Here is a 26,520-nt window from a genome sequence, read left to right as displayed (position 1 = left end):
ATTCGATCGATTATTCTTAGTTCAAGGATAGTGACTAAAAGACTCCTATGCTTTTTTGTTTTCTTCCTCGCATTTTCAAAAATGGCGCAGGCAGATTCTATTCCCAAAAAGAATAGGCTTTCAATACAAATTGACCCGCTCAGCTTGATTGATTTCTACAACGGGTCCAATTATAAGTTGGGAACAGAAATCAAATTGTTCCGAAACATCTATCTGAGTGCGGATTTCGGCGGATATTTTCGAAATTTCAATGTCTTAAAAAACAATAAAGGGTTCAATGCCGATTTTCGGATCAAGTATCAATTTCCACATTCAAATTCCAGCATTTCCTTGGGCTATTTCTATAAGAAACAATCCTTTGAATACCACGACTATTACATCGACAAACCGGAGGAACCGATTGTAGTTTACACCAGAAAAACCGTAAATTGTATCAACTTGAATTTTGAACAGAAGTTTCCTTTTCTTAAAAATCAGAAAGCCTATGTTTCACTATTCGCGGGTCTTGGAATCAGATTCAGGAATGTGCACTCTACCTTTGAAATGAAACACGATTTCGACAGACTCAAAGATGGTGGCGATTCCCAAACACTTTATTTCGTACTGATTCCGGGTAAAGATCCCTGGCTGAATCTAAACGCTGGTATACGCTTAGGATTTTATCTCTTCTAAGCAAAAGGTAGCCTTCGACTCCGCTCAGTCACCTTTTAACTTTTAACTTCTCACTTTTAACTTTTAACTTTTAACTTAATATGATCTCAGTAATAGTAACTTACCAGGTAAAGCCGGATTTTGTAGCTCAAAACAAGGCAAACATTCAAACTTTTCTAGCTGACTTTGAAAAGCTGGATGCTTCGAAATTCAACTACACGGTCTTACTTAAGGAAGACGGAGTTTCATTTGTGCACTATTCCCGTTATTCGGATGAAGAAATGCAAGCTGAATTGTTGAATGTTCCCTCCTTCAAAGCTTTTCAGCAAATGCGTGATGCAAGCGGATTGAATGATTCGCATCAAGTGGAAATTCTTCAATTCCTGGGTTCAGAAGGAAAACTAGTGTGATAAATCAAAATAACTTCGTGCTATTCATGGTAAATAAAACCACCAAGAGCACAAAGCACACGAGGAATAGTTGACCATTCGCTATAGTTAAGAATAATGCGCAATTCGTCGTAATTATTTCAACGCCGTTTTCAATGCCTCCGGATCCAATTGCTTTTCCCATCTGGCAACAACAATCGTCGCAACCGCATTTCCAATCAGGTTTGTCAAAGCCCTGCATTCCGACATGAATTTGTCTACACCAAGAATTAAAGTCATCCCGGCAATTGGTACATCGGGAACAACTGTCAATGTAGCCGCCAAAGTCACAAAACCGGCACCGGAAACTCCGGCTGCACCTTTAGAGCTCAACATGGCTACCAAAAGCAAAGTCGCTTGCTGACTGAACGTTAAATCCACATTACATGCTTGAGCAATAAACAATGCTGCCAAAGTCATGTAGATATTTGTTCCATCCAGGTTGAATGAATATCCGGTCGGCACTACCAAACCAACCACTTGATTCGAACATCCGGCCTTCTCCAATTTCGTCATCAAAGATGGTAAAGCAGACTCGGAAGAACTTGTTCCAAGTACGAGTAATAATTCGTCTTTCAGGTAACGAAGCAATTTCAAAATATTGAACCCATTGTATCTGGCAACCAATCCTAAAACTACCACCACAAAAAATCCGGCGGTTAAATAAAATGTTCCAACTAAAAAGAATAAATTTTGTAAGGTTTCAACACCGTACTTTCCAATGGTAAAAGCCATCGCACCAAATGCCCCAATTGGAGCTAACTTCATCAGGATGTCTACGATTTTGAAGATCGGATGAGTCAATGCCTGGAAGAAATCCAAAACCGGTTTGCTTTTATCTGCTGTCAATGACAAAGCGACTCCAAACATGATAGCAGCAAACAATACTTGCAAAATATTCTCCCCCGTAAGCGAACTCATGAAAGTCTTAGGGATAATGTTCAATATGAAATTCGAAAATGTGTTTCCATGAGAAGCTGCAACATATTCAGAAACGTCTTTCGGGTTCAATGTACTTGGATCTATATTCAGGCCTTTTCCGGGTTGTATTACATTACTAACTATCATTCCAATAATCAGTGCCAAAGTGGAAAACGTAAGGAAATAAATAAATGCTTTACCTGTAATTCTCCCAACCTTTTTCAAGTCGTTCATGGAAGCGATCCCAACTGTAATGGTAATAAAAATGACCGGAGCGATAATCATTTTGATCAGGTTGATAAATCCATCTCCCAATGGTTTCATCTTTTCTCCGGTTTCCGGATAAAAGTAACCAAGCGTAACACCAATTATGATTGCAACCAATACTTGAAAATACAAGGCTCTATACCATGGTTTCGGTTTTACAGGTTTCGCGTTCAGATCTATTTCCATCAGGAATTTGTTTTTTAGAATATAATTCGTTGAATATATTAATTATTGGTCAATTAAGCCTTCATCATGACGTGAATCCACTTCAATGAAGTCCAAATCCCGACCATGTGTTTCTGCAATACTCCAGGTACTGTAAATCCCGATTGCAAAAGCAATAAAACCGACAATTCCTGCAGAAACCAAAACCGTCAATCCTGAACCCATCAAGGATTCAAACCCGATTGTCATTAGGATTACCGTTCCCCGAACCATATTCGGAATGGTTGTAGCTGCTGTAGAACGGATATTGGTTCCAAATTGCTCCGCTCCTATCGTAACAAACATCGCCCAATAACCTGTCCCGAAACCAAACCAGCAACACATCAGATAATACATCGAAGCCGTGTGAATGGTTCCGGAAAGAATCCATACCACACTGATCAAGGTGAATGCCATCATCCATAAAATGGATTTTCTGCGTGATTTCAACCAATGACTTAAGAATCCACTGAAAATATCCCCTACTGAAATCCCGATATATCCCCACATGATTGCATCTCCGGGACTGATTCCGCCTTTGATTCCCAATGCTTCACCAAAAACGTTTCCGAACATGGCCAAAATTCCGATACAGAACCAGGTCGGAAGCCCGATACCGATACAGCGCAAATACCTCCAAAAACGATCCCAATTCGTAAAAAACATCAGGAAGTTTCCGCGACTGACCTCCGTTTTCTTCGTTTCATTAAAAATTCCGGATTCCAACACTCCAATTCGAAGTAAAAGCAAACCGATCCCCATTCCTCCTCCAATGAAATAAGCGATATTCCAATCTGGCGTCAATTTCACCGTTATATTGGCAACTACCGCTCCTGACAATCCGATTCCAGCTACCAATGAAGTTCCCAAGGCACGCAATTCTTTGGGTAGTACCTCAGAAACCAAGGTGATTCCTGCGCCTAATTCTCCCGCTAATCCAATTCCGGCGATGAAACGCAAAGCGATATAGGTGTAAGTCAGATTTTCTTTGTCATTGGGGAAATACGGTAAGAATCCACACATGATATTCGCCAGGGAATAAAGCACTATCGACCCGAAAAGAACGGACAAACGACCTTTTTTATCTCCAAGAATCCCCCACAGGATTCCTCCAAGTAATAAACCACCCATTTGCCAGTTGACAATCATGGTTCCCACGTGAGTCACTTCTATCTCGCTGAATCCAAGTCCTTGCAAACTGGGAACCCGGACGATCCCAAAAAGAAGTAAATCGTAAATATCTACGAAATAACCCAATGCTGCCACAATCACGGGTAAAGACCATAAAGGCTTGTAATATGCTATCTTTTCCAAAGTAGTCTGTTTGAGCGTGAATATAATAATAATTGAAAATGTAACTTCGACTGCGCTCAGTTACCTTAAAAAAACAACACGAATAACGAGGTGACTGAGCGTAGTCGAAGTCCTCGTTATAAATTCGTAATTTTGAATAATGACTTCGGATGAGAAATACATGCTTCGTGCTTTGCAATTGGCAAAATTGGGTGGTGTTTCCGTTGCTCCAAACCCGCTTGTTGGTGCAGTAATTGTGCTCAAAGACGAGATTATAGGTGAAGGATATCATCAAAAATACGGGGAGGCTCACGCGGAAGTCAATGCAGTGAATTCTGTCAAGGACAAAACACTGCTTAGCGAAGCAACAATCTATGTTACGCTGGAGCCCTGTTCTCACTTCGGAAAAACCCCTCCTTGTGCAGATCTATTGATCCGTTCACAATTCAAACGGGTGGTTATTGCTCAGGTCGATCCATTTTCTGAAGTTGCAGGAAGAGGAATTGAAAAATTGAAAGCTGCAGGAATTCAAGTCGAATGCGGTGTTTTAGAACAAGAAGCTAAAGAACTGAATAAACGCTTTATCACTTTTCACACAAAAAAACGTCCTTTTATCACTCTGAAATGGGCACAAACAAAAGATGGATTTATCGATTCGGACCGTTCCCAGCAGCAGGAACCCGGAATCCATTGGATCTCCCAACCTGAAACTCAAGTAATCACTCACAGCATACGAAGTAAGGAACAAGCCATTCTTGTTGGTTGGCGAACCATCCGGAATGATAATCCTTCCTTGACCACGCGCGCTTTCAAAGGTCCGGATCCAGTACGGATTGTTATTGATTCGCAATTACAGGCTCCAAAAAATGCCACCGTATTCACAGACGGTATGAAAACAGTGGTTTTAAATCAATTGGAGGACAAGACAGTCAATGAAACAAGGTATATCCGCTTAACGGATCTGAACATCGAAACAATCCTTGAAACCTTGTTCCAATATGGGATCAGTTCGGTTTTAGTTGAAGGTGGAGCCGGTACTTTGAATCGGTTCATTGAATCTGATCTATGGGATGAAGCATTGATCATCACCGGAGAAAACGAATTCAAATCGGGTCTGAAAGCTCCTGTTATCTCAAAGAATTCCATTAAAACCCACCCATTCGGAAAAGACAGATTGAATTATTTTCAAAATTACTCCTTCTAAAATCAAGGAATCCATTGCCAAAACCCTCGAATTTTCTATTTTTAGTTCGCTTTAACGGATGTGAAAACAAATCCAAAGGCATTCAAATAGAAAAGAGATGAAAATTTACCCAATTGAAACCGGTACATTCAAATTAGACGGAGGAGCCATGTTTGGAGTCGTTCCGAAAACCCTTTGGTCGAAAACAAATCCGGCAGATGAAAACAACCTGTGTATCTGGTCCATGCGTTGTTTACTCATTGAAGATGGAAACCGTTTGATCCTAATCGATACCGGAATTGGTGATAAACAAAGTGAGAAATTCTTTTCGCATTATTATTTGGCAGACACTAAGACATTGGAACAAAGTCTGAACAAATTGGGTTTTGGATTAGACCAGATCACCGATGTTTTTCTTTCTCACCTTCACTTTGATCATTGTGGAGGAGCAGTCAAATGGAATTCGGACAGAACAAAACTGGAAACGGTTTTTAAAAACGCTACTTACTGGAGCACTGAGAATCACTGGAAATGGGCTACAGAGCCAAACATGCGTGAAAAAGCATCTTTTTTGAGCGAAAACATCCTTCCACTGCAAGAAAGTGGTCAATTGAAAATGGTCGAGCGAACCGGAAATTATACCCAATCAGTTTTCAACAACTTCGATGTACTGTTTGTTGACGGTCATACGGAAAGTATGATGATCCCGCATATTCATTATCAAGGCAAAACACTCGTCTTTATGGCTGATTTATTGCCAAGCACAGGACACATTCCTTTACCTTATGTGATGGGATACGACACACGCCCCTTGATTACGCTGGGCGAAAAAGGACTGTTTCTGGATAGCGCCGCAAATCAGGAATTGGTCCTCTTTTTAGAACACGACAGTGTCAATGAATGCTGTATTGTGGAACAGACTGAAAAAGGCGTTCGCTTAAAAGATAGCATGACTTTTTCATCCATATTTGGATAAAATTGTAAATTAGAACAAAACTTCGCATCATGAACAATTACTTACTACAACTATTAAAAGAGGTAAAAACACTGATTATACCTGGATTGGGAGCTTTAACAGTCACCAATGAAAGTACGGGTGAAATCCTTTTTATGCCTTATTTAAAGTTCGATGATGGCACACTTGCAAAGCATATTGCGAGTAAGGAAAACATGGCGTTGAATGATGCTTCCAACTTGATTTCCAAGTTTGTTCGTGAAGTAACCATTGAATTGGACAAAGGAAACTCTTACGACATGTACCAATTTGGTCGTTTCGTGAAAGTGGACGGTGAAATTGCCTTCGAAGCATGGGCAACTAATTCAGGAGGGCAAGAGAATTCGTCTGCTGAGGGATCGAAGACTGAAACGACTTCATCTCATCAAGAAGAAGAGTTGAAGGAAACTGCTGTTGTCCAAGAGCCTGTGGCTGAAAAGCCAAAAGAGGAAGAGCCCGAAGTAGTTGAAACTCCTAAAAAGGAAGAGGAACCGAAAATTCCGGAAACGCCTAAGGTAGAAAAAGTAATTCCTCCGGTAGTTGAGGCAGCCAAACCGGTTATTGAAACTCTGGAACCTAAAAAGGAGGAGCCGAAGATTGAAAAAATCGTTCCGCCTGTTGTAGAAGAACCTAAAGTTGTAGAGAAGAAAATCGAACCGACAGCTCCGGTTGAAAAACAGGTTTCGCCAAAAGTTACCGCTCCCAAAAAAGAGACGCCGATCAAGGAACCAAAAACCCCTAAAGAAAAAAAGAAAACTTCCGTATTTGCTTATATTTTATGGGGATTCCTGGTATTGATACTCGGTTCTGGAACCTTCATTGCCATTAAATTTGATAGTCTCAAAAAGGATTTCCCTATCCTGGCTGATCTGGCAGGAGAAAATGATGATGTTGCAAAAGGCAGTGAAGATGTGAAGCAATTGGAGGATGAACCGGACGTGAATATCGATTCTGAAACAAAATCAGAACCCATCCCGGAAGATCAGGTTCAAATAATCGAAGATCAACTTCCGGAGGAAAAAGTAGTTGAGGAACCAAAAAAGGAAACTCCTACTCCGAAGAAAGAGACTCCAGCTCCAAAACCTACACCGAAACCCAAACCAGCGGTGAAGGTTAACAAAAAGCCCGTGACAAAAACTCCGAAAGCAACTTCATCAGCAACTTTTGACGGCTCAAAACCCTTTCATATTATTGCAGGTTCTTTCGGATCGGAAACAAATGCAAACAGATTAGCTTCAAAACTTCAATCCAAAGGATTTGGAGAAGCTTCAGTAACGATGAACGGCGGAATGTACCGTGTAAGTGTCAAAGGATTTTCAACTTTGAATGAGGCAACTGCTGAAGCAGCAAGTATGCAAAGTTCCATTCCCGGAGCATGGGTAATGAAAATGTAAGAGAATCTAAAAATAGTTGTGAAAAACAGTCATTAAAACTAGTCGGGGCGAATAATTATTCGCACCCAAACCATTTTTAAAGTACAACCATGTTATATTTTACCGCAAATGCAAATGTTTGAGGCGCTTACCAGTCGCCTCTTTGCCCAGTTATCAGTATAAAAATGTTGTCTGTAACACTCAAAAGCGAGTGCGGTAGCCGAGCCAAAATTTGTGCATTTGTGGTAGAAAATTAAGCCTGGGTGTCATCCCGATAGCTATCGGGAGTGATTAATTCCCAATTAATCGCGTCCTTTTTTTACAGATTACCTTTAATTTTTAAAATATCCACTGGATCCCAACCGAAAAAAGAAGGTTAAAACCGTCTAAATCGATTTCTTTTCGCGTAACAATTAGATAAACTATTCAGTATTCAGATCAGGCAACTTTTTATCAAATGTAAATACTCCTTCCTTAAGAATACCTTTTACAATGATCATCTCCGTTGAACGTTTTTTAAAGACCAGTTTTTCTCCTCTGTCTTTGATAGCCCCCTTTTCTAACGTGTATGTAATTGTCAGGGTATCTCCTATCCATTCTGTTTTGGAATCCAAACTTTTATAATCCACTTCTCCACCGATCCAATAATCATGAACAAACTCAAATGGATCCTTTTCACTTAGATCGTGAAGCACAATCCAATTCGATGAACACATGCTGCTTCCGGTTCCACAAATCTTGTAAACGACAAATCTGTTCCATTTGATAAACCCGGCAAAATTGTTCTCCCAGCAGCAAGCATAATTTCCCTGAGAAAAAAAATGGTGATTTTTCAAAATGATCCGGCCATTTTTCCTTTCCAGCTCCAATATGCAGTGTGTCTCCCAATTATCATTATAACCATACAAATTGAGACACAAGAAATAACGGTTTTTTTCCGGTAGATAAATAAACTTACCCAATGTATCTGTTTCTTGAAAATCGAATGTTGAATCTTCTCGTTCCTGTAATTCTTCGCATTCGATATTCTTGGCAAGAAATCCCAATATACGGTAAGCTTCACTCCGTTGAAAATAACCTGAGTCGCCTTTCAATTCAACCGGATAGAACAATTCTGTCATATCCAGATCTTGTCCGGATGAAAAAAAAGCAGTTCCAAAAAAGATGAAAATCAGGATAAATTTAATCATCCCAATTTCACTACCAAATCAATCAAGCGATTAGAGAAACCTGCCTCGTTGTCGTACCAACCAACAACCTTGACCATATTTCCAATCACAGAAGTGAGTTCGCTATCAAAAATACATGAATTGGGATCCCCGATAATATCAACAGAAACGATCGGGTCTTCCGTATAGCGAACGATTCCTTTTAGATCAGTCTCAGAAGCTTTTTTAAATGCCGTGTTGATTTGCTCAACAGTTGGCGGATTTTCCTTTACGATCACCGTCAAATCTGTCAATGAACCGTCCGGAACAGGAACGCGCATTCCACAACCACCCATCTTTCCTTCCAATTCCGGGAAAATTCGGGTGATTGCCTTTGCCGCACCGGTTGACGTCGGTACAATACTGACTGCAGCTGCTCTGGCTCTTCTCAAATCCTTATGCGGACTGTCGTGCAAACGTTGATCGGATGTATAACTATGAATGGTTGTAATGTAAGCTTCTTCAATATCACAAAACTCTTTCAGAACCGCTACCAATGGAGCAGCTGAATTGGTCGTACAGGAAGCATTACTGATGATTTTATGTTCGTCGGTGATCAGGTGGTCATTTACACCGATTACCACGTTAAAAATATCGTCACCAACTGAGGGTGCGCTCAGAATCACTCTTTTTGCACCGGCTTTCAAATGAGCTCCTGCAGTTTCCGACGTTAAGAACAGACCTGTCGATTCGATTACAATATCAATTCCCAAAGCTTCCCATGGAAGTTCTGCCGGGTTCTTGTGCTGTAAAAATTCAATTTTCTGAGTCTGATTAAAGATCAATTGATTTCCCTTTATTTCAAATTCATCATGCATTCTTCCATGAATGGAATCGTACTTTAACAAATGAACCAAAGTTTCAATCGGCGCCAAATCATTGATTGCTACCAATTCAATTCGGGGGTTAGTCAAGGCTAATCTGCTAAAATAACGTCCGATTCTTCCAAATCCGTTAACTGCGACTCTTATACGTTGTTCCATCTGTTTTTATTGTAAAAATTGAATACTCTTGTTTGTTTGAAATCTTAGGTTGAAATTACAAAAATAAAAAAGCCCCGACATTTATCGTCGGGGCTTTTAACATCATTTGTTTTTATTAGTGGAAGACTTGAACAAATCCTTGTTGTTGTATTTCTTCTCCTGTTTGCAGTTTAGCTGTAAAGTTATAGAAGTAAGTTCCCTCAGAGACAACTTCTCCATTTAGGTTTCTTCCATCCCAAGCTGCTCCCGGATCATCGTATTCAGTGATCAGGTTACCCCATCTGTTTACAATTGAAATATGGAACTCTTCTACTCCATCATATGAAAGGAAGAATTTATTATTTCCGGATGTGGATGAAAGAACGATAATGTTCGGTGCAGTAATGTAACATACTTTACCACCAATTGTCATGGTCGATGAATGTGAATTACACTCATTAGATGCTGTAACGGTATAGACACCTGGTTCTACTGAGACATTATTTCCAACCTGACCGTTACTCCATACATAGGAATCATTTTGGGGATAGACGCCACAAGAAGTTACAATAGTTGCTCCCAAACAGATTACAGTATCAACTGTTGTTACAAAAGCGTAATTGATAAATTCGATTTCAGAAGTGATGGAAGTATTACACTGATTATCCGTAAACGTTACCTGGAATGTTCCCGGAATACTTGAAGTAATTGTCGGGTTCAGCACATTCGCATTAGGAATGAAGTGAATATTTGTATCTGCAGTAGACCAAACTCCACCATTTGCAGCGATTGTTCCAGTAGCATTGAAGACAAAATTACAAGCAGCTGTATCAGGGAAAATCTGCGGTAACAAGAACAATGTTACTTGAGATGACGTAGAGTTGTTACAAACATTATCTGTAAATGTAACGGTATACTGTCCACTGGTAGTTGCCGTAATCGTTGGGTTCGTTGTTGTATTATTCGGTAAGAAAATGACTTCCGGTGACGCCGCAGACCATGTTCCACCTGTCGGATAAACCAATGTACCGGTTACCTGGAAATCATCTCCACAGAGTAAGGTATCATTGAATATCTGAGGATAAGGCGGGAATATGATCGTCGAGGTTATGGTATCGCTACATGCATTGTCTATGTAGGAGACCGTATATGTTCCGGCGGTGTTGGTGGTAATCAACGGATTATTATTCGTTGTTGAACTGAAATTCAATCCATTTGGAGTAGCGCTCCAAACACCACCTGCAAACGCCTGCGTACCTGCAACTTGGAAAGTCATATCACAAGCCAATGTATCAGGGAAGATAATTGGTAAAGGCAAACTGAACACATCAAAAGTCGTGTCATAAGAACAACCGAAATCATCCACCACATTATAAGTATAGTAACTGTGTCCCGGTGCAGTTGTTTGTACAACAACTAAAGTATCATTCTGTCCGGAAATAATGTTTGGTGATGCACTCCAAAAACCATCCACATAGTAATTCTGGTATGTTTCAAAGTTTGGATACAAAGACGCATCGAATGTGATTCCCCATTGGAAAATATATCCGTCATCAATTCCTTGATTATCCTGTACAGAAATAGTCCAATCCCCATCTAAAGGACAACCGATGAAATCAGAGAAATTTCCATCAGGAGTATAAGTTCCTGGAAGCATGGATGTATTTCCATATGGGTTTTGATAAGTATTTCCCAGGTTGGCACAAATTGTTCCATAATCAGGATTCACAAAACTGAAACAATATGTCTCAACCGGAGAACCCGGAGCACCACCATCAGTATCCGTGTCGCTACCGAGTGAGATTCCTCCGCCGCCACATCCACCAGCAACTAAATCACCACCACCACTATAGGTGTTCATCAAAGAAACCATAGTTCCATTTGGACATGTTAAAGCAATCTCTAAATCTCCAATAAATGAATGTTCGATATCCAAACAAATAGAAGAAATATCGGATGCTTGTGTTACCGTACCGGATCCTAAACCTGAAATATTGATGGTCGTTTCATAAAGTTGCCCATTTCCATCAGGAAGGAAGGTAAGACCGGCGAAACTTCCACCAATCGAAAATTCTCCTCCCGGAACATCAACCCCGGCAGTATCTTGTGCAGTAACTCCACCAATCAGGATATCTGGCGTACCAATACAGATCGTATCTTCAACTGGTCCGGCCGTAGCAAATGAAGGAAGAATTGAAACACGAACTTTAGCTGTAATCCCCATCAATTGAGGAAATTGATCCGTCATTTTTAAATCGATAAAATATCCCTGACGAGCTGTTGGAACAAACCAAATTGAGTCATTGTTAATACCAAGAGGTCCAACATTTGATATCGTCCAGCTGTAATTGACATTAGTCAAAGTCTGAGAATATCCAAATCCTGTAGATTCCAAAGAATAAGGAAACAACGGTTTAGCAACAAACAGGATACTATCACCCAAACACACATTCACATATCCTGTGTCAATAGGATTGAGTTGGTTGATCGGACTTCCATTAACGAATGCTTCTAAATGAGGATAATACGGCTGAGCCAAGTTACCACAAGCAACTTTAGCGATCCAACCGGTTCCATCACTTGCACCGTCTGTTTTAAACCTTACAGTCAAACATCCGCTTGGGTTGTTCAAAAAGCTCGCCTGCCAGTTGGCTCCTGTTGGATTCACTGCAGAATTCGTAGCTGCCAATAATGGAGCAGCTGTTGTAGGACCATCATAAATATATAAGGTATCCGTTGGATGAATATCGAATTCGTACCCGATATTCGTAGCAAAAGCAATAGAAACTTTTGTTCCCTGAGTTAAATCAGGACAAAATGTAATCGTATCATCAAAATTGGGGGTATAATTACCACCCATATCGATAAAGTTGACACCTCCTGCTCCCAATGCACTACAATCCAATTCGTTTGTGTCAACGTAATCCGCATCTGTCATCTGCATTTGCGAATAAGAAACAGACCCCAGGAATAGGGATCCAATCGCTATCAATAATTTCTTTCTCATTTCTTAGCAGTTTTCATTTCATTATCAAGTACCCAAGTCGATTTAACCACCAACAAATCAGTTGTTCCGGTAATGGAAAAATATTGAGTTTGATCGATGATTTTAATCCCCATTGCCGAAGGATCAACTAATTTTGCTTTTTCAAGAGTGATTTCACCAGTTGGTGTTAAATCCTTTCCATTCGGACGAGCAATAATGTAAGTTCCTTTCTTAGCGGCATATGCCTGCATCTCTTTGGAAACAACAGGTCCTTGCGCTGTAGCTGGCTTGTTTGAATCCTTACTCAAATTTTGCCCGTAGGATAAACTTGCTCCAAGAAAAACAAACAGGGAGAATATTGTTTTTTTCATGTTAATAGTTTGCGATTTGTAATTTAGACTCATTTATTAAAAAAGAGTTGCATGAACGTTTAAAAGTAGTTAAAAAAAAAAGAAGTGGAAGCAAATATAAACCTTAGATTTGCAATGCCAAATAGGAATAACAATGGAAATTCAACAATTACAAGCAATTGCAACACAGGTACGCAGAGACATCGTTCGTATGGTTTCAGGAGCAAATTCAGGTCATCCGGGTGGATCATTAGGATGCGCCGATTTCTTGACTGTACTTTATTTTGAAATGATGAAGCACAATCCGGATCATTTTTCAATGGACGGAAAGGACGAGGATTTATTCTTCCTTTCAAACGGTCATATTTCCCCTGTTTGGTATTCTGTTTTGGCAAGATCCGGTTATTTCCCTATCGAAGAATTGGTAACGTTCCGCAAACTGAACGCAAGACTTCAGGGGCATCCAAGTACGGATAAGAAAATCCCGGGTGTTCGAATGGCTTCCGGTTCGCTTGGTCAAGGATTGTCCAACGCAATTGGAGCAGCACTTACAAAGAAATTGAATCACGATAACCGATTGGTTTACTCATTACATGGTGATGGTGAATTACAGGAAGGTCAGATTTGGGAAGCAGCATTATATGCAGCAGCAAATAAAGTGGATAACCTGATTGCTACGATTGATTATAACGGCCGTCAGATCGATGGAGATGTGGAAGATGTACTTTCCTTAGGTGACCTGAAAGGAAAATGGCAGGCTTTTGGATGGGAGGTTCTTGAAATGGATGGACACAACTATCCGGATCTGATTGAAACATTGAATAAAGCCAAAAGCATGACTGGAAATAAAAAACCGATCATCATTATCATGAAAACTGAAATGGGTCAAGGAGTTGACTATATGGTAGGTTCCCATAAATGGCATGGAGTTGCTCCAAACGCAGAGCAATTGCAGCAGGCTTTGATCCAACTGGAAGAAACATTAGGAGATTATTGATGAAAGGTATCGCTGTCATTTGTTGTTTTATCTTTTTGAGCTTCTCGAAAGCTCAAGGACAAGAACTGACGCGTATTTTGTTTATCCTGGATGCATCCAACTCCATGAATGCGAATTGGGGCGGACAAACCAGGATCGAAGCAGCAAAAGAATTACTCGTAAAAACGGTAGATAGTTTGAATGGATCTGCAAACCTTCAAATTGCTTTGAGGGTTTATGGTCATCAATCTCCCATAACAGCAACCTACCAGGATTGTAACGATACCAAACTGGAAGTCCCTTTCGGTCCCGATAATTTCATGAAGGTTCGCAACAAGATCCGGACAATCATGGCAAAAGGAACCACTCCGATTGCCCGATCTTTGGAAGCAGCAGCAGGTGATTTCCCGGATACCAATGCACGAAATATTATTATCCTGATCACTGATGGACTGGAAGCATGTGATAACGACCCATGTGTGATTGCGAAAAAATTACACGACAAAGGAGTAAAAGTAACTCCTTTCGTAATCGGATTGGGACTGGACCTCTCTTATTTGGATCAGTTCAAATGCATCGGTAGTTATTCGGAAGCAGAAACAAAAGAAGCTTTTAACAATGTATTGAAAACAGTTATCTCTAAAGCACTGATCAATACAACGGTTCAAATCAATCTGAACAATATCAATAAAGTTCCGAATGAGACGGATGTAACCATGTTACTTTATAAAGCCGGAACAAAAGAATTGATGTACACCTTTGTCCACACCCTCAATCGTCAGGGAAATCCGGATACTTTAACAATGGATCCGAGTATGAAGTACGATCTGGTAGTGAATACCATTCCTAAAGTATACAAGAATAACATCTCCATTGTAAAGAACATACACAATGTCATTCCGGTTGATTGTCCGCAAGGATTTATCAAACTGAGATTCACCAATGCTTCAAGTCCCTATCAGGTTCTTTCACGAGTTTATCAGAAAACGGACCAGAAAACGATCAATACCCAATTGGTTGGGGCGACAGACAAATACATCGTCGGGAAATATGAAGTGGAAATATTGAGTCTTCCACGTATTTATCATACTGTCGAAGTGACGCAAAGTGCCACCGAAACAATCGACCTGCCCGCTCCCGGACAATTTAGTTACAATGCTACAAAAATGGTGGCAGCCCAAATTTTTGTTATTCGGGAGGACGGTACAGTTGAATGGGTATGTAACCTGGATCAGATCAATCTGAAAGGACTGATTTATCTCCAACCGGGAAATTACCGTGTAGTATATAGACAGAAGCAGCTGAAATCCACTACTTACACAACCGAAAAGAATTTTAAAATACAATCCAATAAAACAACTTCAATTAATTTATAACAATGAAGCAATTTGAAATTTTAGGAAAAAAGGATACCCGATCCGGTTTTGGAGAAGGGTTATTAGAAATCGGTCGCAAAAATCCGGATGTCGTTGCATTATGTGCAGATCTCACCGGATCTCTTAAAATGGATGCCTTTTTAAAAGAATTTCCGGATCGTTTTTTCCAAGCTGGAATTGCAGAAGCGAATATGATTGGAATGGCTGCCGGTATGACAATCGGAGGGAAAATTCCATATACCGGAACTTTCGCTAATTTCTCAACTGGTCGTGTATATGATCAGATTCGTCAATCAGTTGCCTATTCCCAAAAGAACGTAAAAATTTGTGCTTCCCATGCTGGTTTAACATTAGGCGAAGACGGAGCAACTCACCAAATATTGGAAGATATCGGAATGATGCGCATGTTGCCGCACATGACTGTTATTGTTCCTGCTGATTTCAACCAAACGAAACAGGCTACCATGGCAATTGCTGATCATGTTGGTCCGGTTTATTTGCGTTTCGGAAGACCCGTTGTTCCAATCTTTGTGCAACCGGATGCAAAATTCACCATTGGTAAAGCAGATTTATTGATCGAAGGAACAGATGTGACGATTATCGCTTGTGGTCATTTGGTATGGAAATCCATTGAAGCTGCTCAGCAATTAGCAGAACAAGGAATCAGCGCAGAAGTAATTAATATGCATACCATTAAACCTTTGGACGAAAAGGCAATCTTAGACTCAATTAACAAGACAAGATGTGTCGTTACTGCAGAAGAACACATGTTGAATGGAGGTTTAGGTGATGCAGTTGCGCAAGTACTAGCGCGGCATTTGCCATCCCCACAAGAATATGTTGGAGTAAATGACACCTTTGGGGAATCAGGAACACCTGATGAATTGATGGTGAAATATGGCTTGGACACTCCGAATATTGTTGAGGCCGCAAAAAAAGTTTTAAAACGCAAATAAAAATATGAATCAAATTCCCGATGAAAATACTATCATTTCTTATTTTCATCGGGATGATGAGCTAGCCTACAAAGCATTCACCTGGATTGTAGACATCCACAGTAAACGACTTTACACTACTATCCGTCGTTGGATCAATAACCATGAAATCACCAACGACATTATCCAAGAGGTTTTCATCAAGGTTTGGAATAACCGGAAGCAATTTCAAGGCAACAGTGCCCTATTCTCCTGGATCTACCGAATCGCTTACAATGAAACGGTTCATTTTCTCAAAAAAGAAAACAAGCATCGAAGTATAGATATTGATGAACCTGTGGTTTCATTCTCGCACCAATCAGAACATTACGGTAAATTGAGTTCAGAGGAAATTTCAAAATTGCTTTTTGAAGCGATTGAAACTTTACCCGAAAAACAACGCATGGTTTTTGAATACCGATATTTTGAAAATTTGAAATACGAGGAGATCTCCAAATTAACCGGTGGGTCCGTTGGCGGATTGAAGGCAAATTATTTCCATGCGGTAGGAAAAATAGAAGAATTTTTAAAAGGAAAATTAAACCATTGAAAGAACTAATAGTCTTAGAGTTATGAATCAGGAAAACAAACATATTATTGACGATTTAGAGCTTACTCCAATTCAATTGCCTTCGGATTCCTATTTTGAAGAGTTGAAAAAAAGTATCCTGAAAGAAATCGGAAATGATGGCTTGAAGAAGAAAGAAGAACCAAGAATTATTTCCATGTACAAGCGCTGGTACGTTTGGGGATCCGCTGCAGCAATTCTTGCGTTTGCCATTCTCTTATCCTGGAACAACACCCATACTCCAACTGAATCCGAATCGATCAATTTGTCTTCTGTCAGCAATGAAGAAATCTATGATTATCTCAACGAGAACATTGAAGACCTGGATTCGGAAACCATCGCGGTCCATTTAAGTGACGAAGCGGTTGCACAAAATGAGGATCAGACATCCGAAAAGGAACCTGTGCAGGCTACCGAAGATTTTTCTTCGAAATCCACCTTATTGGATCATGTGGAAGATCAGGAAATTTTAGATTATCTGAAAGATGAGTCGGGAGAATTGGATGAATATTTACTAATCGAAAGTTAAAAACCCCTGGCATGAATGTCAGGATTTAAAAAGAAAAACATGAAAATCATACAGAAACTAGCATGGATTTTACTTCCACTCCTATTTGCTCCCCATTCATTTGCTCAAGGTGATGATGACAACAAGGAGAAGGATGATAAAATTGAAGCACTAAAGGTTGGTTTTATTACGAAAGAATTGAATCTAACCGCAACCGAAGCTGAAAAGTTCTGGCCCGTTTACAATGAAATGGAAGGAAAACTGAAAGAAATCCGTCAAAGCAACCGGAAAATAAATCAGGATCTGAGAGAATCGGAAGAGAAAATCTCCAATGAGGATGCAAAGAAAAAATTAGCAACACTTTTCGAGAATGACCAGAAAGAATTGGATCTAAAAAAAGAGTACAGTGATAAATTTATTAAGGTTATTGGTGAAAAAAGAACCTTAAAACTCTTAAGTTTGGAGCATGAATTCCGACGTGTTCTCCTGGAGCGATTGAAAGATCGCAGAGATGGAGGACCCGGGCCCGGACCTGGACCAAATGATAAAAGACCTCATGGAAAACCGTAAAGAAGATTTTTTAAAACATTTAGGACAAACAAATCCCTTCCCCTATTTAATTGATGTTGAATCGGCGGAGGGGATTTTCATTTACGATAAATCGGGTAAACGATATACTGATATGATTTCAGGTGTTTCGGTAACCAATATCGGAAATCGTCACCCACAAGTGATCAAACGCATCCGGGAACAACTGGACAAGTACCTGCACGTCATGGTTTATGGCGAGTTCATTCAGGATGCTTCACTGGAAATGGTGCGCTCACTTCGTAAATTTCTTCCAAAGGAGTTGGATTGTGTTTATCCAGTGAATTCAGGAACGGAAGCCAATGAAGCAGCATTAAAACTCGTGAAGCGTGTTACCGGACGCACACAATTGGTCGCATTCAAAGGTTCTTACCATGGAAATACACATGGTTCTTTGAGCGTTTCTGCAAACGAAATAAAAAAAACACCATTCCGGCCGCTTCTCCCAGATGTTGATTTCATTCGACTCAATGTACTGGAAGATTTGCAACGAATTACAACCCGAACTGCAGGAGTAATCCTTGAAACAGTGCAAGGCGATGCAGGAGTGCGAAAAGCTTCCGACGAATTTTTGAAAGCATTACGCAAACGTTGTAACGAAGTCGGAGCATTGTTGATCTTTGACGAAATCCAATGTGGAATGGGACGAACCGGAAAGATGTTCGCATTCGAGCACAGCGGAGTCATTCCCGATGTTTTAACCCTCGGAAAAGCATTAGGAGGTGGATTGCCAATTGGCGCTTTCATTTCGAAGTACGAATATATGAATCAGCTCAGTCATTCTCCCATGCTGGGACACATCACCACTTTCGGAGGAAATCCCGTCATCAATGCAGCAGCTTGGGGAACCCTTGAAGTGTTCGAATCGGAAATTGACTTCAATGAAGTAGAACGATTAGGAGCGCTGCTCGAAGATTATCTGAGTGACATCGATGAAATCCATGAGATCAGACGAGAAGGAATGATGTTTGCCTGCGATATGGAAAGTGATGAACGCGTAGCAAAAGTGGTTGAACGTCTGCTGGAATATGGCGTGATCAGTTTTTGGTTCCTTTCCCACCCTTACAGTTTTAGACTTTCTCCACCATTGAACATCACCGAAGAACAGGTTCACGAGGTTGGGAAATTGATCCAAAAAGCAGTTGAAGAAACAAAATAAGTTCAGAAAGTTCTAAATAAAGGACAGTGAATGCTTGCAATAGCATAGACACAGAGATGTCGAAGCGCACTTTATTTAATATTTTTATTGGCAAATCTATGATTTACACACAAATGTAACCTTTAATAACACCCTAAAACAGCCGCATTCACTAGTTACCAAAGTCAAGCATGGATACTTCATGGGTAGAGCATGGATAGAGCATAGATAGAGTACGAAAAGGTTAAGGATTTAACACCTGATTACAGTGCATTTCAGGTAAATAGTTACTGTTTTCCAACCTGTTTCAAAGTCTTAATATCCTGACATCCTAAAATCCGGATGTCCAAAAACTTCTCACAAGTGTATTCTTTTTACATTTTGAATTTTGAATTTTGAATTATCTGGAATTATTTCACCCTGCGCAAACGATTTCCCTCTATTCTGCGTTACATCAACAAACGTTTTACCATGAAAGGGATTTTCGTCCTGTTTTTATTGATCAGTCTTAGTCTGAATGCCCAAACCTGGACCTCCGTCAGCTCCGTTCCGACAGCAGGCAGAGACGATGGTGTTTGTTTTGCCTTGAATGGCTTCGGCTATATAGTCACAGGGTATCTCGGTACTTTTAATGAAAGTAACAAGTTGTTTCAATACGATCCAACTACCAATTCCTGGAATGAAAAAGCGGCTTTTCCCGGAACTGCCAGGCAATATTCAAGTAGTTTCACTCTGAACAACAAAGCATATCTCATCGGTGGTTACTCCGAATCCGGTCAGGCACTGAAAGACGTGTGGGAATACGATGGTTTTACAAATGCCTGGACTCAGCTCCATGATTTCCCGGGATTGGCTCGTTGGCATGCAACGGCATTGCACATTCAAAACAATGGATATTTCGGAATGGGGACAACAGCCGATTCGACCTTGGCGGATTTTTGGAAATACAATGTGGACCTCGATTCATGGACACAGCTTTCGGATTATCCCGGAGGTCCGAATCGAAGTGTATTGGGTTTCCCAATCTTGAATGAAGGAATTTTCGGTGAAGGATTCGATATCAATCCCATTTCGTATTCCCCATCCTGGTTTTCCTTTAATCCAACTACCGAAACCTGGAGTACAGTCCCTCCTATTCCTGCCGGATTACGTTCCTATGGAACAGCAATTAGTTCGGACTTCAATGCACTGGTTTGCGGAGGAATGGATGAAAACAATGTGTTCCATAACGATTGCTATCTGCTCGATTACACGAAAAACTGGAAAGCTGCCAGTCCGTTGCCGATAAGCGGTTTGAAAGGTGCCAAAGGCTTTGCATTGAAGGGTCAGTTCTATTTGGGAACCGGCTTGAATGATAATATGACCCGGATCTCTGATTTCTATAAAATGGACTTGCCAACTACAACCCTTCAGGGAACACTCCTGTTTCCAAACCCAAGCAAAGATTATTTCAACCTGATTTCAGAACCGAACGCCAAAGTTTCTGTATTTTCTGTTGGAGGACAACTTATTCAAACCTTAAAGACAACTGATGCGGGCTTCCTGGAAATCAGACAACTTCCGATCGGCTTATACATTTGCCTGATAGAAGGAAAAAACACTTCTGAAATAAAGAAGATCGCTAAGCTATAGCTCGTTAAAATAGTTCCAAATGTTCAAAGAGTTCAAATAAGAGATTGGTTTTCAATTGTTAGTTATCAAATTGATTTGAATTATTGTGAACTTTTGAATTATTGAACCTTTTAAACCTTTGAACTTTTCCTATCTTTGTTAAGAAATTCACTTCCTATGCGGTTTCAACCGATCAAGCAGTTTAACACCATTCTTCAACAGGAATACCTGGAACCAACGATCAGTTGGTCTATTCGAGTGGTTTTGGCCTTAAATGTTCCCTTGATCGTCTTCCCGCTTTTCTTCGGTTTTTCCTATCACATCATCTGGGCAGCTTTCGGAGCTTACATGCTCACTTTGATCGATTACAGAGGTTCCCATTATAAGAAAATGCTCATCCAGTTCGTTGAGGCGATCCTGATCCTGATTGCGGCAATCATCGGAATGAATATCGGGAATTCGATGGTGCTTTCTGTCATAGGAATGCTGGTTATCGGTGTCTTTGCCGCATTGATCCGAAATTGGAGTGATTACGGTTCCACCATCGGTGTCGGAGTTGGGTTCTTCTATCTTTTCGGCATTTCCAATCCTACTGATTTTAGTGAATCCCTGGTATATGGCTGGTACATTCTAATGGGTTCCATTTGGGCAATTGCCATTATTTTCATCTCGTTTCCGTTTTCAGCTTCCAATCCCCTGAGACGTTCATTGGCGACAATCTGGAAGAAAAACACGGAATACCTCGATGCTTTGCTCGTAAGCTTTTTGGATCCGGAAATTGATAACGAAGACATTCGGAACATTACAGCCAAGGAAATCGAGATTCGCGCTGCTATTGACAAATCCATTGAATTATTCAATCGAAGAAAGGAAAACTCCCGTTTGAAAGCCGATCATTACGATCAAATGATGGAAATCCGCAAATCTGCGGCCTATTTCGGTGCCAATGCCCGTGTCATTCACGAAGAACTCGAATCCTTAAGAGGAAATTCCTTTCTACAGACAAACCAATCCATTTTATACAAAACCATTTCTGCCCTTTCACAAGCTTCGGCGCGACTTTCCATCGTTATTTTCACCTTCCGGGGAGAAGATCTGACCATGGCTAAGATCCGCATCAAACGCTTTGAAATCGCCGTTGGAATCCTTAAAAACACCTTGAAAAGTCAGGAGTTCGAAGAAGACGATCGGATCATTTTGAAACAATTGCTCGTGAACCTCGAACAATGCCACGAATTGATGAAGGGAACCATTGATCTGGTGAATGAAAAACTGGATTTCAAACGCAGTAACTATTTCGAGAATTACAAACTTTCATTCAATCACTTCATAGCCGGTTTACAGCCCCGCGTGATGGTTCAGATCGTACGGGAAGTATTCAATATCGATTCGCAGCAATTCCGATATTCCCTGCGTGTCGGGCTGGGACTAGCACTTTCCGTTTTCATTTTCAAATTTTTCCAAATTGATCACGGACATTGGATTGCGCTGACATTGCTGATTGTCATTCAACCTTATTACGGAGCAACCCGAAAGAAAGGAATCGAGCGGATTGTCGGAACGGTTGCGGGAATCCTGGTCGGTGGAGCGATTATGCTTCTTCCGATCAAACACGAAGCTTTCGTCGTCATCCTAATTTTCATTTCGTTTTTCGTAGCCTATTATCTCCGGAACAACTACAAGGTCGGAGTTTTCTTTGTGACGATTATGATGGTAGTGATGATGCAGCTTTCCAAACAGGGTTCGTGGGATCTGATTTGGTGGCGGGTTTTGTCAACCCTGATCGGATCCATCCTTGCAATCAGCATCAGCTTCGCCTTTTGGCCGATTTGGGAAAAACAGCGTTTCCCGGCTCTGCTCAACAAATCGTTAAACATGAACTTGTTCTATTTGAGTCAAGTATCACTAAGCTATCAAAATAAACTTCCAGCCGGAATAACCTGGCACCGGAGCAGACGTTTGTCAGAAGCAGCAAATAACAACCTTTTTGCCTGCGTGCAGCGCATGTATGAAGAACCACAATCCCATCAGCGTGAGATTGATGTGCATTTTGCAAAAGTAGGTTCGAACATTCGGATTTCAAGAGAGATCACCAGTCTGGCCTTCAGTTTGGAAAACACTCCCTATTCGGAAGAGCTCGCAAATTTGCTTAATCACTATATGGCTGAGGCTGAAACCATTTTCTACAAGAACATTCACCGTGAAAAGGATATTGATTTAGAACCGATCAAACGGATTGTTCAGGATCCCATTTTCTCATCTTCCCAACAGATCCAGTTCATCCAGGTTGATCTGGAGAAGATTGTGTTCGAATTGGAAGCCTTGAAGGCGTTCAGAGGTTAATTCATATCCTTTATTACTAAATTAGCCGTTGATGAGTTCCAACGAAAACAGAAATACAGAACCTGCATTATGGGTAGATCGCTTTGCGGATTACCTCTATTCAGTAGCATGTATTCAGGTTAACGATAAAGAACAAGCCAAGGATTTAGTTAGTGAAACTTTTCTATCAGCACTTCAAAATTTGGAAAATTTTCGAGGAGAAAGTTCTGAAAAAACATGGCTGACCCGCATTTTAAATAATAAAATAATTGATCATTACCGAAAATCCAGCACCCATTCAAAAAACCTGAAACATTATCTGGAATCATCAGATGAACCATTCTACCAGGCATTTTTCGAACCTTCTTACCTTTCTGAATACCATTGGAAAGAAAATACTTCGCCTAGTAAAAACGAGCAATTTGCAGATTACATCATTACCAATAGTGAATTTCAATTGGCATTGGAACATTGTTTGAACCAATTATCTCCGAAATTAAAGCCCATTTTTGTAGCAAAGTTTATTCATGAGGATGATTCTGAAAATATTTGTAAGGAATTTGAAATTAGTTCGTCTAATTATTGGATTATGATCCATCGAGCCAAATTAGTGATGCGCGCTTGTCTCGAACATAAATGGTTAAATGAAAAAAAAAAAACATAGAATTACAACAAAGTCAAACTGGAACCTCAATTGCAAAGAGGCTACTTTTCTAACTGAATTAAGTAAGGAAGGCAAACTTTCTATGTCCTTACGAATTCGTTTGTGGTATCACTTAACCGTTTGTCCACCTTGTAAACGATTCAAAAAACAAACGCTTCTTTTAGCTGAGAAATTAAAAAACCTCGGAAATAGTTCAAATCATTCTTTGGAAAATTCAGAAAAAAGGCAGCTTCAAGAACAAATTGAACAAGCTTTAGCCAAAAAAAATAAAGGTTAAATCCTTTTAAAATCAAAGCATCCTATTTTTTTCCGGAAAAAAATCAATTCTTCTTGTAAGGAATAAGAAACGTTCCCGTCTGTTTCTTTAGACTTAAAATGAATTGACATGAAAAAAATGCATCACGCTTTAATCCTTGCTTTCGGATTACTTTATTCTTCCATTAGTTTCGGACAACTTCAAAACGGAAGTATTGCTCCCAATTTCACCTTGACGGACATCAACGGAAATAGTCATACACTTTATGATTACCTGGATGCAGGGAAAACGGTTTACATTGACTTCTTTGCTTGTCATTGTCCGTTTTGCTGGAATTACCACAATTCCAATGCACTATCAAATTTGTATGATCAATACGGCCCCAATACTCCTACCGATGACGTCTTTGTTTTTGCAATCGAATTCGATCCCAATAACGGAAACAATGAATTTTATGGAATTAGCGGAAATACACAGGGTAATTGGGTAGCTGGAACAAATTATCCGCAAATAAATCCGGAAGGAGCGGCAAGAACATCAATCATTTCGAACTATGCCGTAAATTATTATCCTTTGATTTATGCAATTTGTCCGGATCGCACCATTACAGAAATAGGTAAAAAAACAACTTCTCAATTATACGCACATATCCAAACATGTGAAAACTCTTTGGGTATTCAAGAGTCAGATAAAACCTTCACTGTATATCAAAATGACGCACAAATAACCGTTCATTCTTCTGTTGATTTTAGTGATTCCAATGCAACCATAGTACTCTCAGATATTCAGGGAAAACAAATCCTTCAAAAACCTTTTACCGGAAAAACAGAGACTTTTGATTCCGGATCTCTCAATCATGGAATTTACTTTCTTCAAATCCATCAACAAGCAGCTATTCTTTACTCTCAAAAAATTCAATTCTAACAGTATGAAAGCAGTTCTTTTGGTAGCACTTTTCCTGTTAGGGAATCACTCAATTGCACAATCTTCCTCCCGTAAAACCCAGTTCAATCTCGAAAATGGATTGGCCATTCAGGGTTATGATCCTGTAAGTTATTTTGCTGGGAAGCCAACTATTGGGAAAAAGGATTACAGTTACACTTTCAAAGAAGTTACCTATCGATTTGCAACGGTAGAAAACAAACGTGCATTTGAAAAGAATCCTGAAAAATATGAACCTCAATATGGTGGTTGGTGCGCATACGCCATGGGAAATGATGGAACCAAAGTTGAAGTCAACCCGAAAACTTACAAAATTGTAAACAACAAGCTGTATTTGTTTTATGATTTCTATTTCACGAATACCTTGAAAGATTGGAATTCGAAAGAGAAAACACTAAAGACCAGGGCTGATATGAACTGGCTCCATTTTTATTCTGAAAAATAATGAAAAAGTATCTTCCCTTCATTGCGGCTCTCATTGCTGCAGCTATTATGATGCAAACGCTTTATTTTAAGTTTACAGCTCAAAGTGAATCTGTTATCCTATTCACAAAATTGAATATGGAACCTGATGGACGAATACTTATTGGCATTTTAGAATTAATTGCTTCTCTATTGATCTTGATTCCAAAAACCCGATTTGTAGGTGCATTTCTGGGTCTTGGCTTGATGAGTGGTGCCATTTTCTTTCACCTCACGATCATTGGAATTGAAAGTAATCAGGATGGTGGAATGCTTTTTCTACTAGCAATCACAGCATGGCTTTGTTGCTTTTACTTAAGCTTCAAACCGGTAGTGAAAATAGCCAAATCAATTCTAAAAAAGCGTTCAAACACCGCTATTCTAATTGGTATGGGATTGATCTCCATTACTTCTTCCAAAAGCCTTGCTCAGGGATGCAGCGACGCTGGTTTTTGTTCCGTTGGTGAACTGAAAAGTGAATTGTCCGACTCTACCGAATACAAAAATAAAATAGGTTTGACACCTGTCATTGGGATTGGGGAAGACAAGACATTTATTTTCACTCCAACCCTGCAATACGATAGACAATTGAATAAAAAATGGAGTATTCAAACCAAATTTACGGTCAATTATGCGAATGGAAATTTAGGAAGCACTTTTGGTTTAGGAGATGTCATTCAAAGTTGTTCTTACAATATCCAATCAAACCGAAAAATCAAAGTCAGTTTTACTGCCGGAGTTAAAGTCCCGCTTAGTAATAGTAATCAAAAAGCTGCGGGAAGATCACTTCCTATGACGTATCAAAGTAGTTTGGGAACATTGGATGCAATAGCTGGAATTGGACTAAAGTTCCATCAATTCAAAGCTGCTTTCGGCTTACAAGCACCTCTGACCAATCTTTATTCAAAAAATGGAACAAGAAGTGCAAACGGTTTTCTGAGGAGTGAATGGGATTCAATTCAGGCAAATCCTTATCCTTCTACCAATGGATTTGTGAGAGCTGCCGATGTCCTATTCAAAATCGAATACAATTGGAAATTAAGTCAAAAATTCGCACTCACTCCGGGATTATTGAGTATTTACCACTTAATAAAAGATAAATACCAAGAAACAAAAGGTGACGAAACTTTTCGTTCCATCCAGGACTCTGAAGGACTAACGATCAATTTCACCTTAGTTGCAGCTTATCAAATCACCAAGCGTCTAAAGACTTCGCTCACTTTCGGAGTTCCTCTGGTAGTAAGAACCGTTCGTCCGGATGGCCTGACTCGTCGTTTCGTATTGGGTCCTGAAATCAGTTATCAATTTTAAGTTT

At 40.0% G+C, this 26,520-nt stretch carries 25 protein-coding genes; 19 read left to right on the top strand and 6 right to left on the bottom strand.

Translation table 11 applies throughout. From position 1 onward, the window contains the following. Nucleotides 1–81 precede the first annotated feature (81 nt). The gene (locus AAG807_RS04055) at nt 82–672 is read left to right on the top strand and encodes a hypothetical protein (RefSeq protein ID WP_341901034.1); all 591 of its coding nucleotides are present in this window, start codon (nt 82–84) and stop codon (nt 670–672) included. An 80-nt stretch (nt 673–752) separates the two neighbouring features. Further along, the gene (locus AAG807_RS04050; protein ID WP_341901032.1) at nt 753–1,061 is read left to right on the top strand and encodes a hypothetical protein; all 309 of its coding nucleotides are present in this window, start codon (nt 753–755) and stop codon (nt 1,059–1,061) included. A 114-nt stretch (nt 1,062–1,175) separates the two neighbouring features. On the opposite strand, the gene AAG807_RS04045 is transcribed toward AAG807_RS04050, so the two are convergent. Both AAG807_RS04045 and AAG807_RS04040 read right to left on the bottom strand, forming a co-directional pair. Further along, nucleotides 1,176–2,453, bottom strand: a complete 1,278-nt coding sequence (locus AAG807_RS04045) for a dicarboxylate/amino acid:cation symporter (RefSeq protein ID WP_341901031.1) — start codon at nt 2,451–2,453, stop codon at nt 1,176–1,178. Between the two features lie 42 nt (nt 2,454–2,495). Beyond that, nucleotides 2,496–3,785 (bottom strand): MFS transporter, encoded by a 1,290-nt coding sequence (locus AAG807_RS04040; RefSeq protein WP_341901029.1) that lies wholly within the window; start codon nt 3,783–3,785, stop codon nt 2,496–2,498. 139 nt (nt 3,786–3,924) lie between these two features. Here AAG807_RS04040 and ribD point away from each other — a divergent pair, with 139 nt between their 5' ends. The 3 genes from ribD (at nt 3,925) to AAG807_RS04025 (ending at nt 7,335) form a co-directional block, all read left to right on the top strand. Next, the gene (gene ribD, locus AAG807_RS04035; RefSeq protein WP_341901027.1) at nt 3,925–4,968 is read left to right on the top strand and encodes a bifunctional diaminohydroxyphosphoribosylaminopyrimidine deaminase/5-amino-6-(5-phosphoribosylamino)uracil reductase RibD; all 1,044 of its coding nucleotides are present in this window, start codon (nt 3,925–3,927) and stop codon (nt 4,966–4,968) included. A 97-nt stretch (nt 4,969–5,065) separates the two neighbouring features. Continuing rightward, nucleotides 5,066–5,923, top strand: a complete 858-nt coding sequence (locus AAG807_RS04030) for an MBL fold metallo-hydrolase (protein ID WP_341901026.1) — start codon at nt 5,066–5,068, stop codon at nt 5,921–5,923. Between the two features lie 29 nt (nt 5,924–5,952). Continuing rightward, complete coding sequence (locus AAG807_RS04025) at nt 5,953–7,335, top strand: SPOR domain-containing protein (RefSeq protein WP_341901025.1); 1,383 nt, start codon at nt 5,953–5,955, stop codon at nt 7,333–7,335. Nucleotides 7,336–7,736: 401 nt separating this feature from the next. On the opposite strand, the gene AAG807_RS04020 is transcribed toward AAG807_RS04025, so the two are convergent. From AAG807_RS04020 to AAG807_RS04005, 4 genes are all read right to left on the bottom strand, one after another. After that, the gene (locus AAG807_RS04020; RefSeq protein WP_341901024.1) at nt 7,737–8,504 is read right to left on the bottom strand and encodes a hypothetical protein; all 768 of its coding nucleotides are present in this window, start codon (nt 8,502–8,504) and stop codon (nt 7,737–7,739) included. After that, the gene (gap, locus tag AAG807_RS04015) at nt 8,501–9,505 is read right to left on the bottom strand and encodes a type I glyceraldehyde-3-phosphate dehydrogenase (protein ID WP_341901023.1); all 1,005 of its coding nucleotides are present in this window, start codon (nt 9,503–9,505) and stop codon (nt 8,501–8,503) included. Before gap ends, AAG807_RS04020 begins: the two co-directional genes overlap by 4 nt. 115 nt (nt 9,506–9,620) lie before the next feature. Continuing rightward, a complete protein-coding gene (locus AAG807_RS04010; protein WP_341901021.1) occupies nt 9,621–12,491 on the bottom strand; it encodes a proprotein convertase P-domain-containing protein in 2,871 nt (956 codons plus the stop codon). Then, complete coding sequence (locus tag AAG807_RS04005) at nt 12,488–12,841, bottom strand: hypothetical protein (protein WP_341901020.1); 354 nt, start codon at nt 12,839–12,841, stop codon at nt 12,488–12,490. Before AAG807_RS04005 ends, AAG807_RS04010 begins: the two co-directional genes overlap by 4 nt. A gap of 133 nt (nt 12,842–12,974) precedes the next feature. On the opposite strand from AAG807_RS04005, the gene AAG807_RS04000 reads away from it, so the two are divergent. From AAG807_RS04000 to AAG807_RS03935, 14 genes are all read left to right on the top strand, one after another. Beyond that, the gene (locus AAG807_RS04000; protein ID WP_341901019.1) at nt 12,975–13,817 is read left to right on the top strand and encodes a transketolase; all 843 of its coding nucleotides are present in this window, start codon (nt 12,975–12,977) and stop codon (nt 13,815–13,817) included. Next, complete coding sequence (locus AAG807_RS03995; protein WP_341901017.1) at nt 13,817–15,172, top strand: VWA domain-containing protein; 1,356 nt, start codon at nt 13,817–13,819, stop codon at nt 15,170–15,172. Before AAG807_RS04000 ends, AAG807_RS03995 begins: the two co-directional genes overlap by 1 nt. Nucleotides 15,173–15,174: 2 nt before the next feature. Further along, nucleotides 15,175–16,128: a transketolase family protein gene (locus AAG807_RS03990; RefSeq protein WP_341901015.1), complete on the top strand. Its 954-nt coding sequence runs from the start codon at nt 15,175–15,177 to the stop codon at nt 16,126–16,128. A 4-nt stretch (nt 16,129–16,132) separates the two neighbouring features. Beyond that, on the top strand, nt 16,133–16,696 hold the full coding sequence (locus tag AAG807_RS03985; RefSeq protein ID WP_341901012.1) for an RNA polymerase sigma factor: 564 nt from the start codon (nt 16,133–16,135) through the stop codon (nt 16,694–16,696). A gap of 22 nt (nt 16,697–16,718) precedes the next feature. Beyond that, a complete protein-coding gene (locus AAG807_RS03980) occupies nt 16,719–17,243 on the top strand; it encodes a hypothetical protein (protein ID WP_341901010.1) in 525 nt (174 codons plus the stop codon). Nucleotides 17,244–17,282: 39 nt separating this feature from the next. After that, nucleotides 17,283–17,792, top strand: a complete 510-nt coding sequence (locus AAG807_RS03975; protein WP_341901008.1) for a hypothetical protein — start codon at nt 17,283–17,285, stop codon at nt 17,790–17,792. Then, nucleotides 17,779–18,969: an aminotransferase class III-fold pyridoxal phosphate-dependent enzyme gene (locus AAG807_RS03970; protein ID WP_341901006.1), complete on the top strand. Its 1,191-nt coding sequence runs from the start codon at nt 17,779–17,781 to the stop codon at nt 18,967–18,969. The genes AAG807_RS03975 and AAG807_RS03970 overlap by 14 nt, the downstream gene beginning before the upstream one ends. 450 nt (nt 18,970–19,419) lie before the next feature. Continuing rightward, nucleotides 19,420–20,580 carry a kelch repeat-containing protein gene (locus AAG807_RS03965; RefSeq protein WP_341901004.1) on the top strand — a complete coding sequence of 387 codons (1,161 nt, stop codon included), beginning with the start codon at nt 19,420–19,422 and terminating at the stop codon, nt 20,578–20,580. A gap of 156 nt (nt 20,581–20,736) precedes the next feature. Next, entirely contained in the window at nt 20,737–22,902 is a 2,166-nt protein-coding gene (locus AAG807_RS03960) for an FUSC family protein (protein ID WP_341901003.1), read from the top strand. A gap of 31 nt (nt 22,903–22,933) precedes the next feature. After that, complete coding sequence (locus tag AAG807_RS03955; RefSeq protein ID WP_341901001.1) at nt 22,934–23,545, top strand: sigma-70 family RNA polymerase sigma factor; 612 nt, start codon at nt 22,934–22,936, stop codon at nt 23,543–23,545. Then, a complete protein-coding gene (locus tag AAG807_RS03950; RefSeq protein WP_341900999.1) occupies nt 23,526–23,822 on the top strand; it encodes a hypothetical protein in 297 nt (98 codons plus the stop codon). The genes AAG807_RS03955 and AAG807_RS03950 overlap by 20 nt, the downstream gene beginning before the upstream one ends. 108 nt (nt 23,823–23,930) lie before the next feature. After that, nucleotides 23,931–24,725: a redoxin family protein gene (locus tag AAG807_RS03945; protein WP_341900997.1), complete on the top strand. Its 795-nt coding sequence runs from the start codon at nt 23,931–23,933 to the stop codon at nt 24,723–24,725. Nucleotides 24,726–24,729: 4 nt separating this feature from the next. Next, nucleotides 24,730–25,188 carry a YHS domain-containing (seleno)protein gene (locus tag AAG807_RS03940; RefSeq protein WP_341900995.1) on the top strand — a complete coding sequence of 153 codons (459 nt, stop codon included), beginning with the start codon at nt 24,730–24,732 and terminating at the stop codon, nt 25,186–25,188. Continuing rightward, nucleotides 25,188–26,516 carry a DoxX family protein gene (locus AAG807_RS03935; protein ID WP_341900994.1) on the top strand — a complete coding sequence of 443 codons (1,329 nt, stop codon included), beginning with the start codon at nt 25,188–25,190 and terminating at the stop codon, nt 26,514–26,516. The genes AAG807_RS03940 and AAG807_RS03935 overlap by 1 nt, the downstream gene beginning before the upstream one ends. Nucleotides 26,517–26,520 lie beyond the last annotated feature (4 nt).

It is taken from the genome of Fluviicola taffensis DSM 16823 (assembly GCF_943372375.1).
In the GTDB taxonomy this organism is placed as follows: Bacteria; Bacteroidota; Bacteroidia; order Flavobacteriales_D; family Crocinitomicaceae; genus Fluviicola; species Fluviicola taffensis_A.
This window is presented reverse-complemented; position numbering and strand designations above follow the sequence as displayed.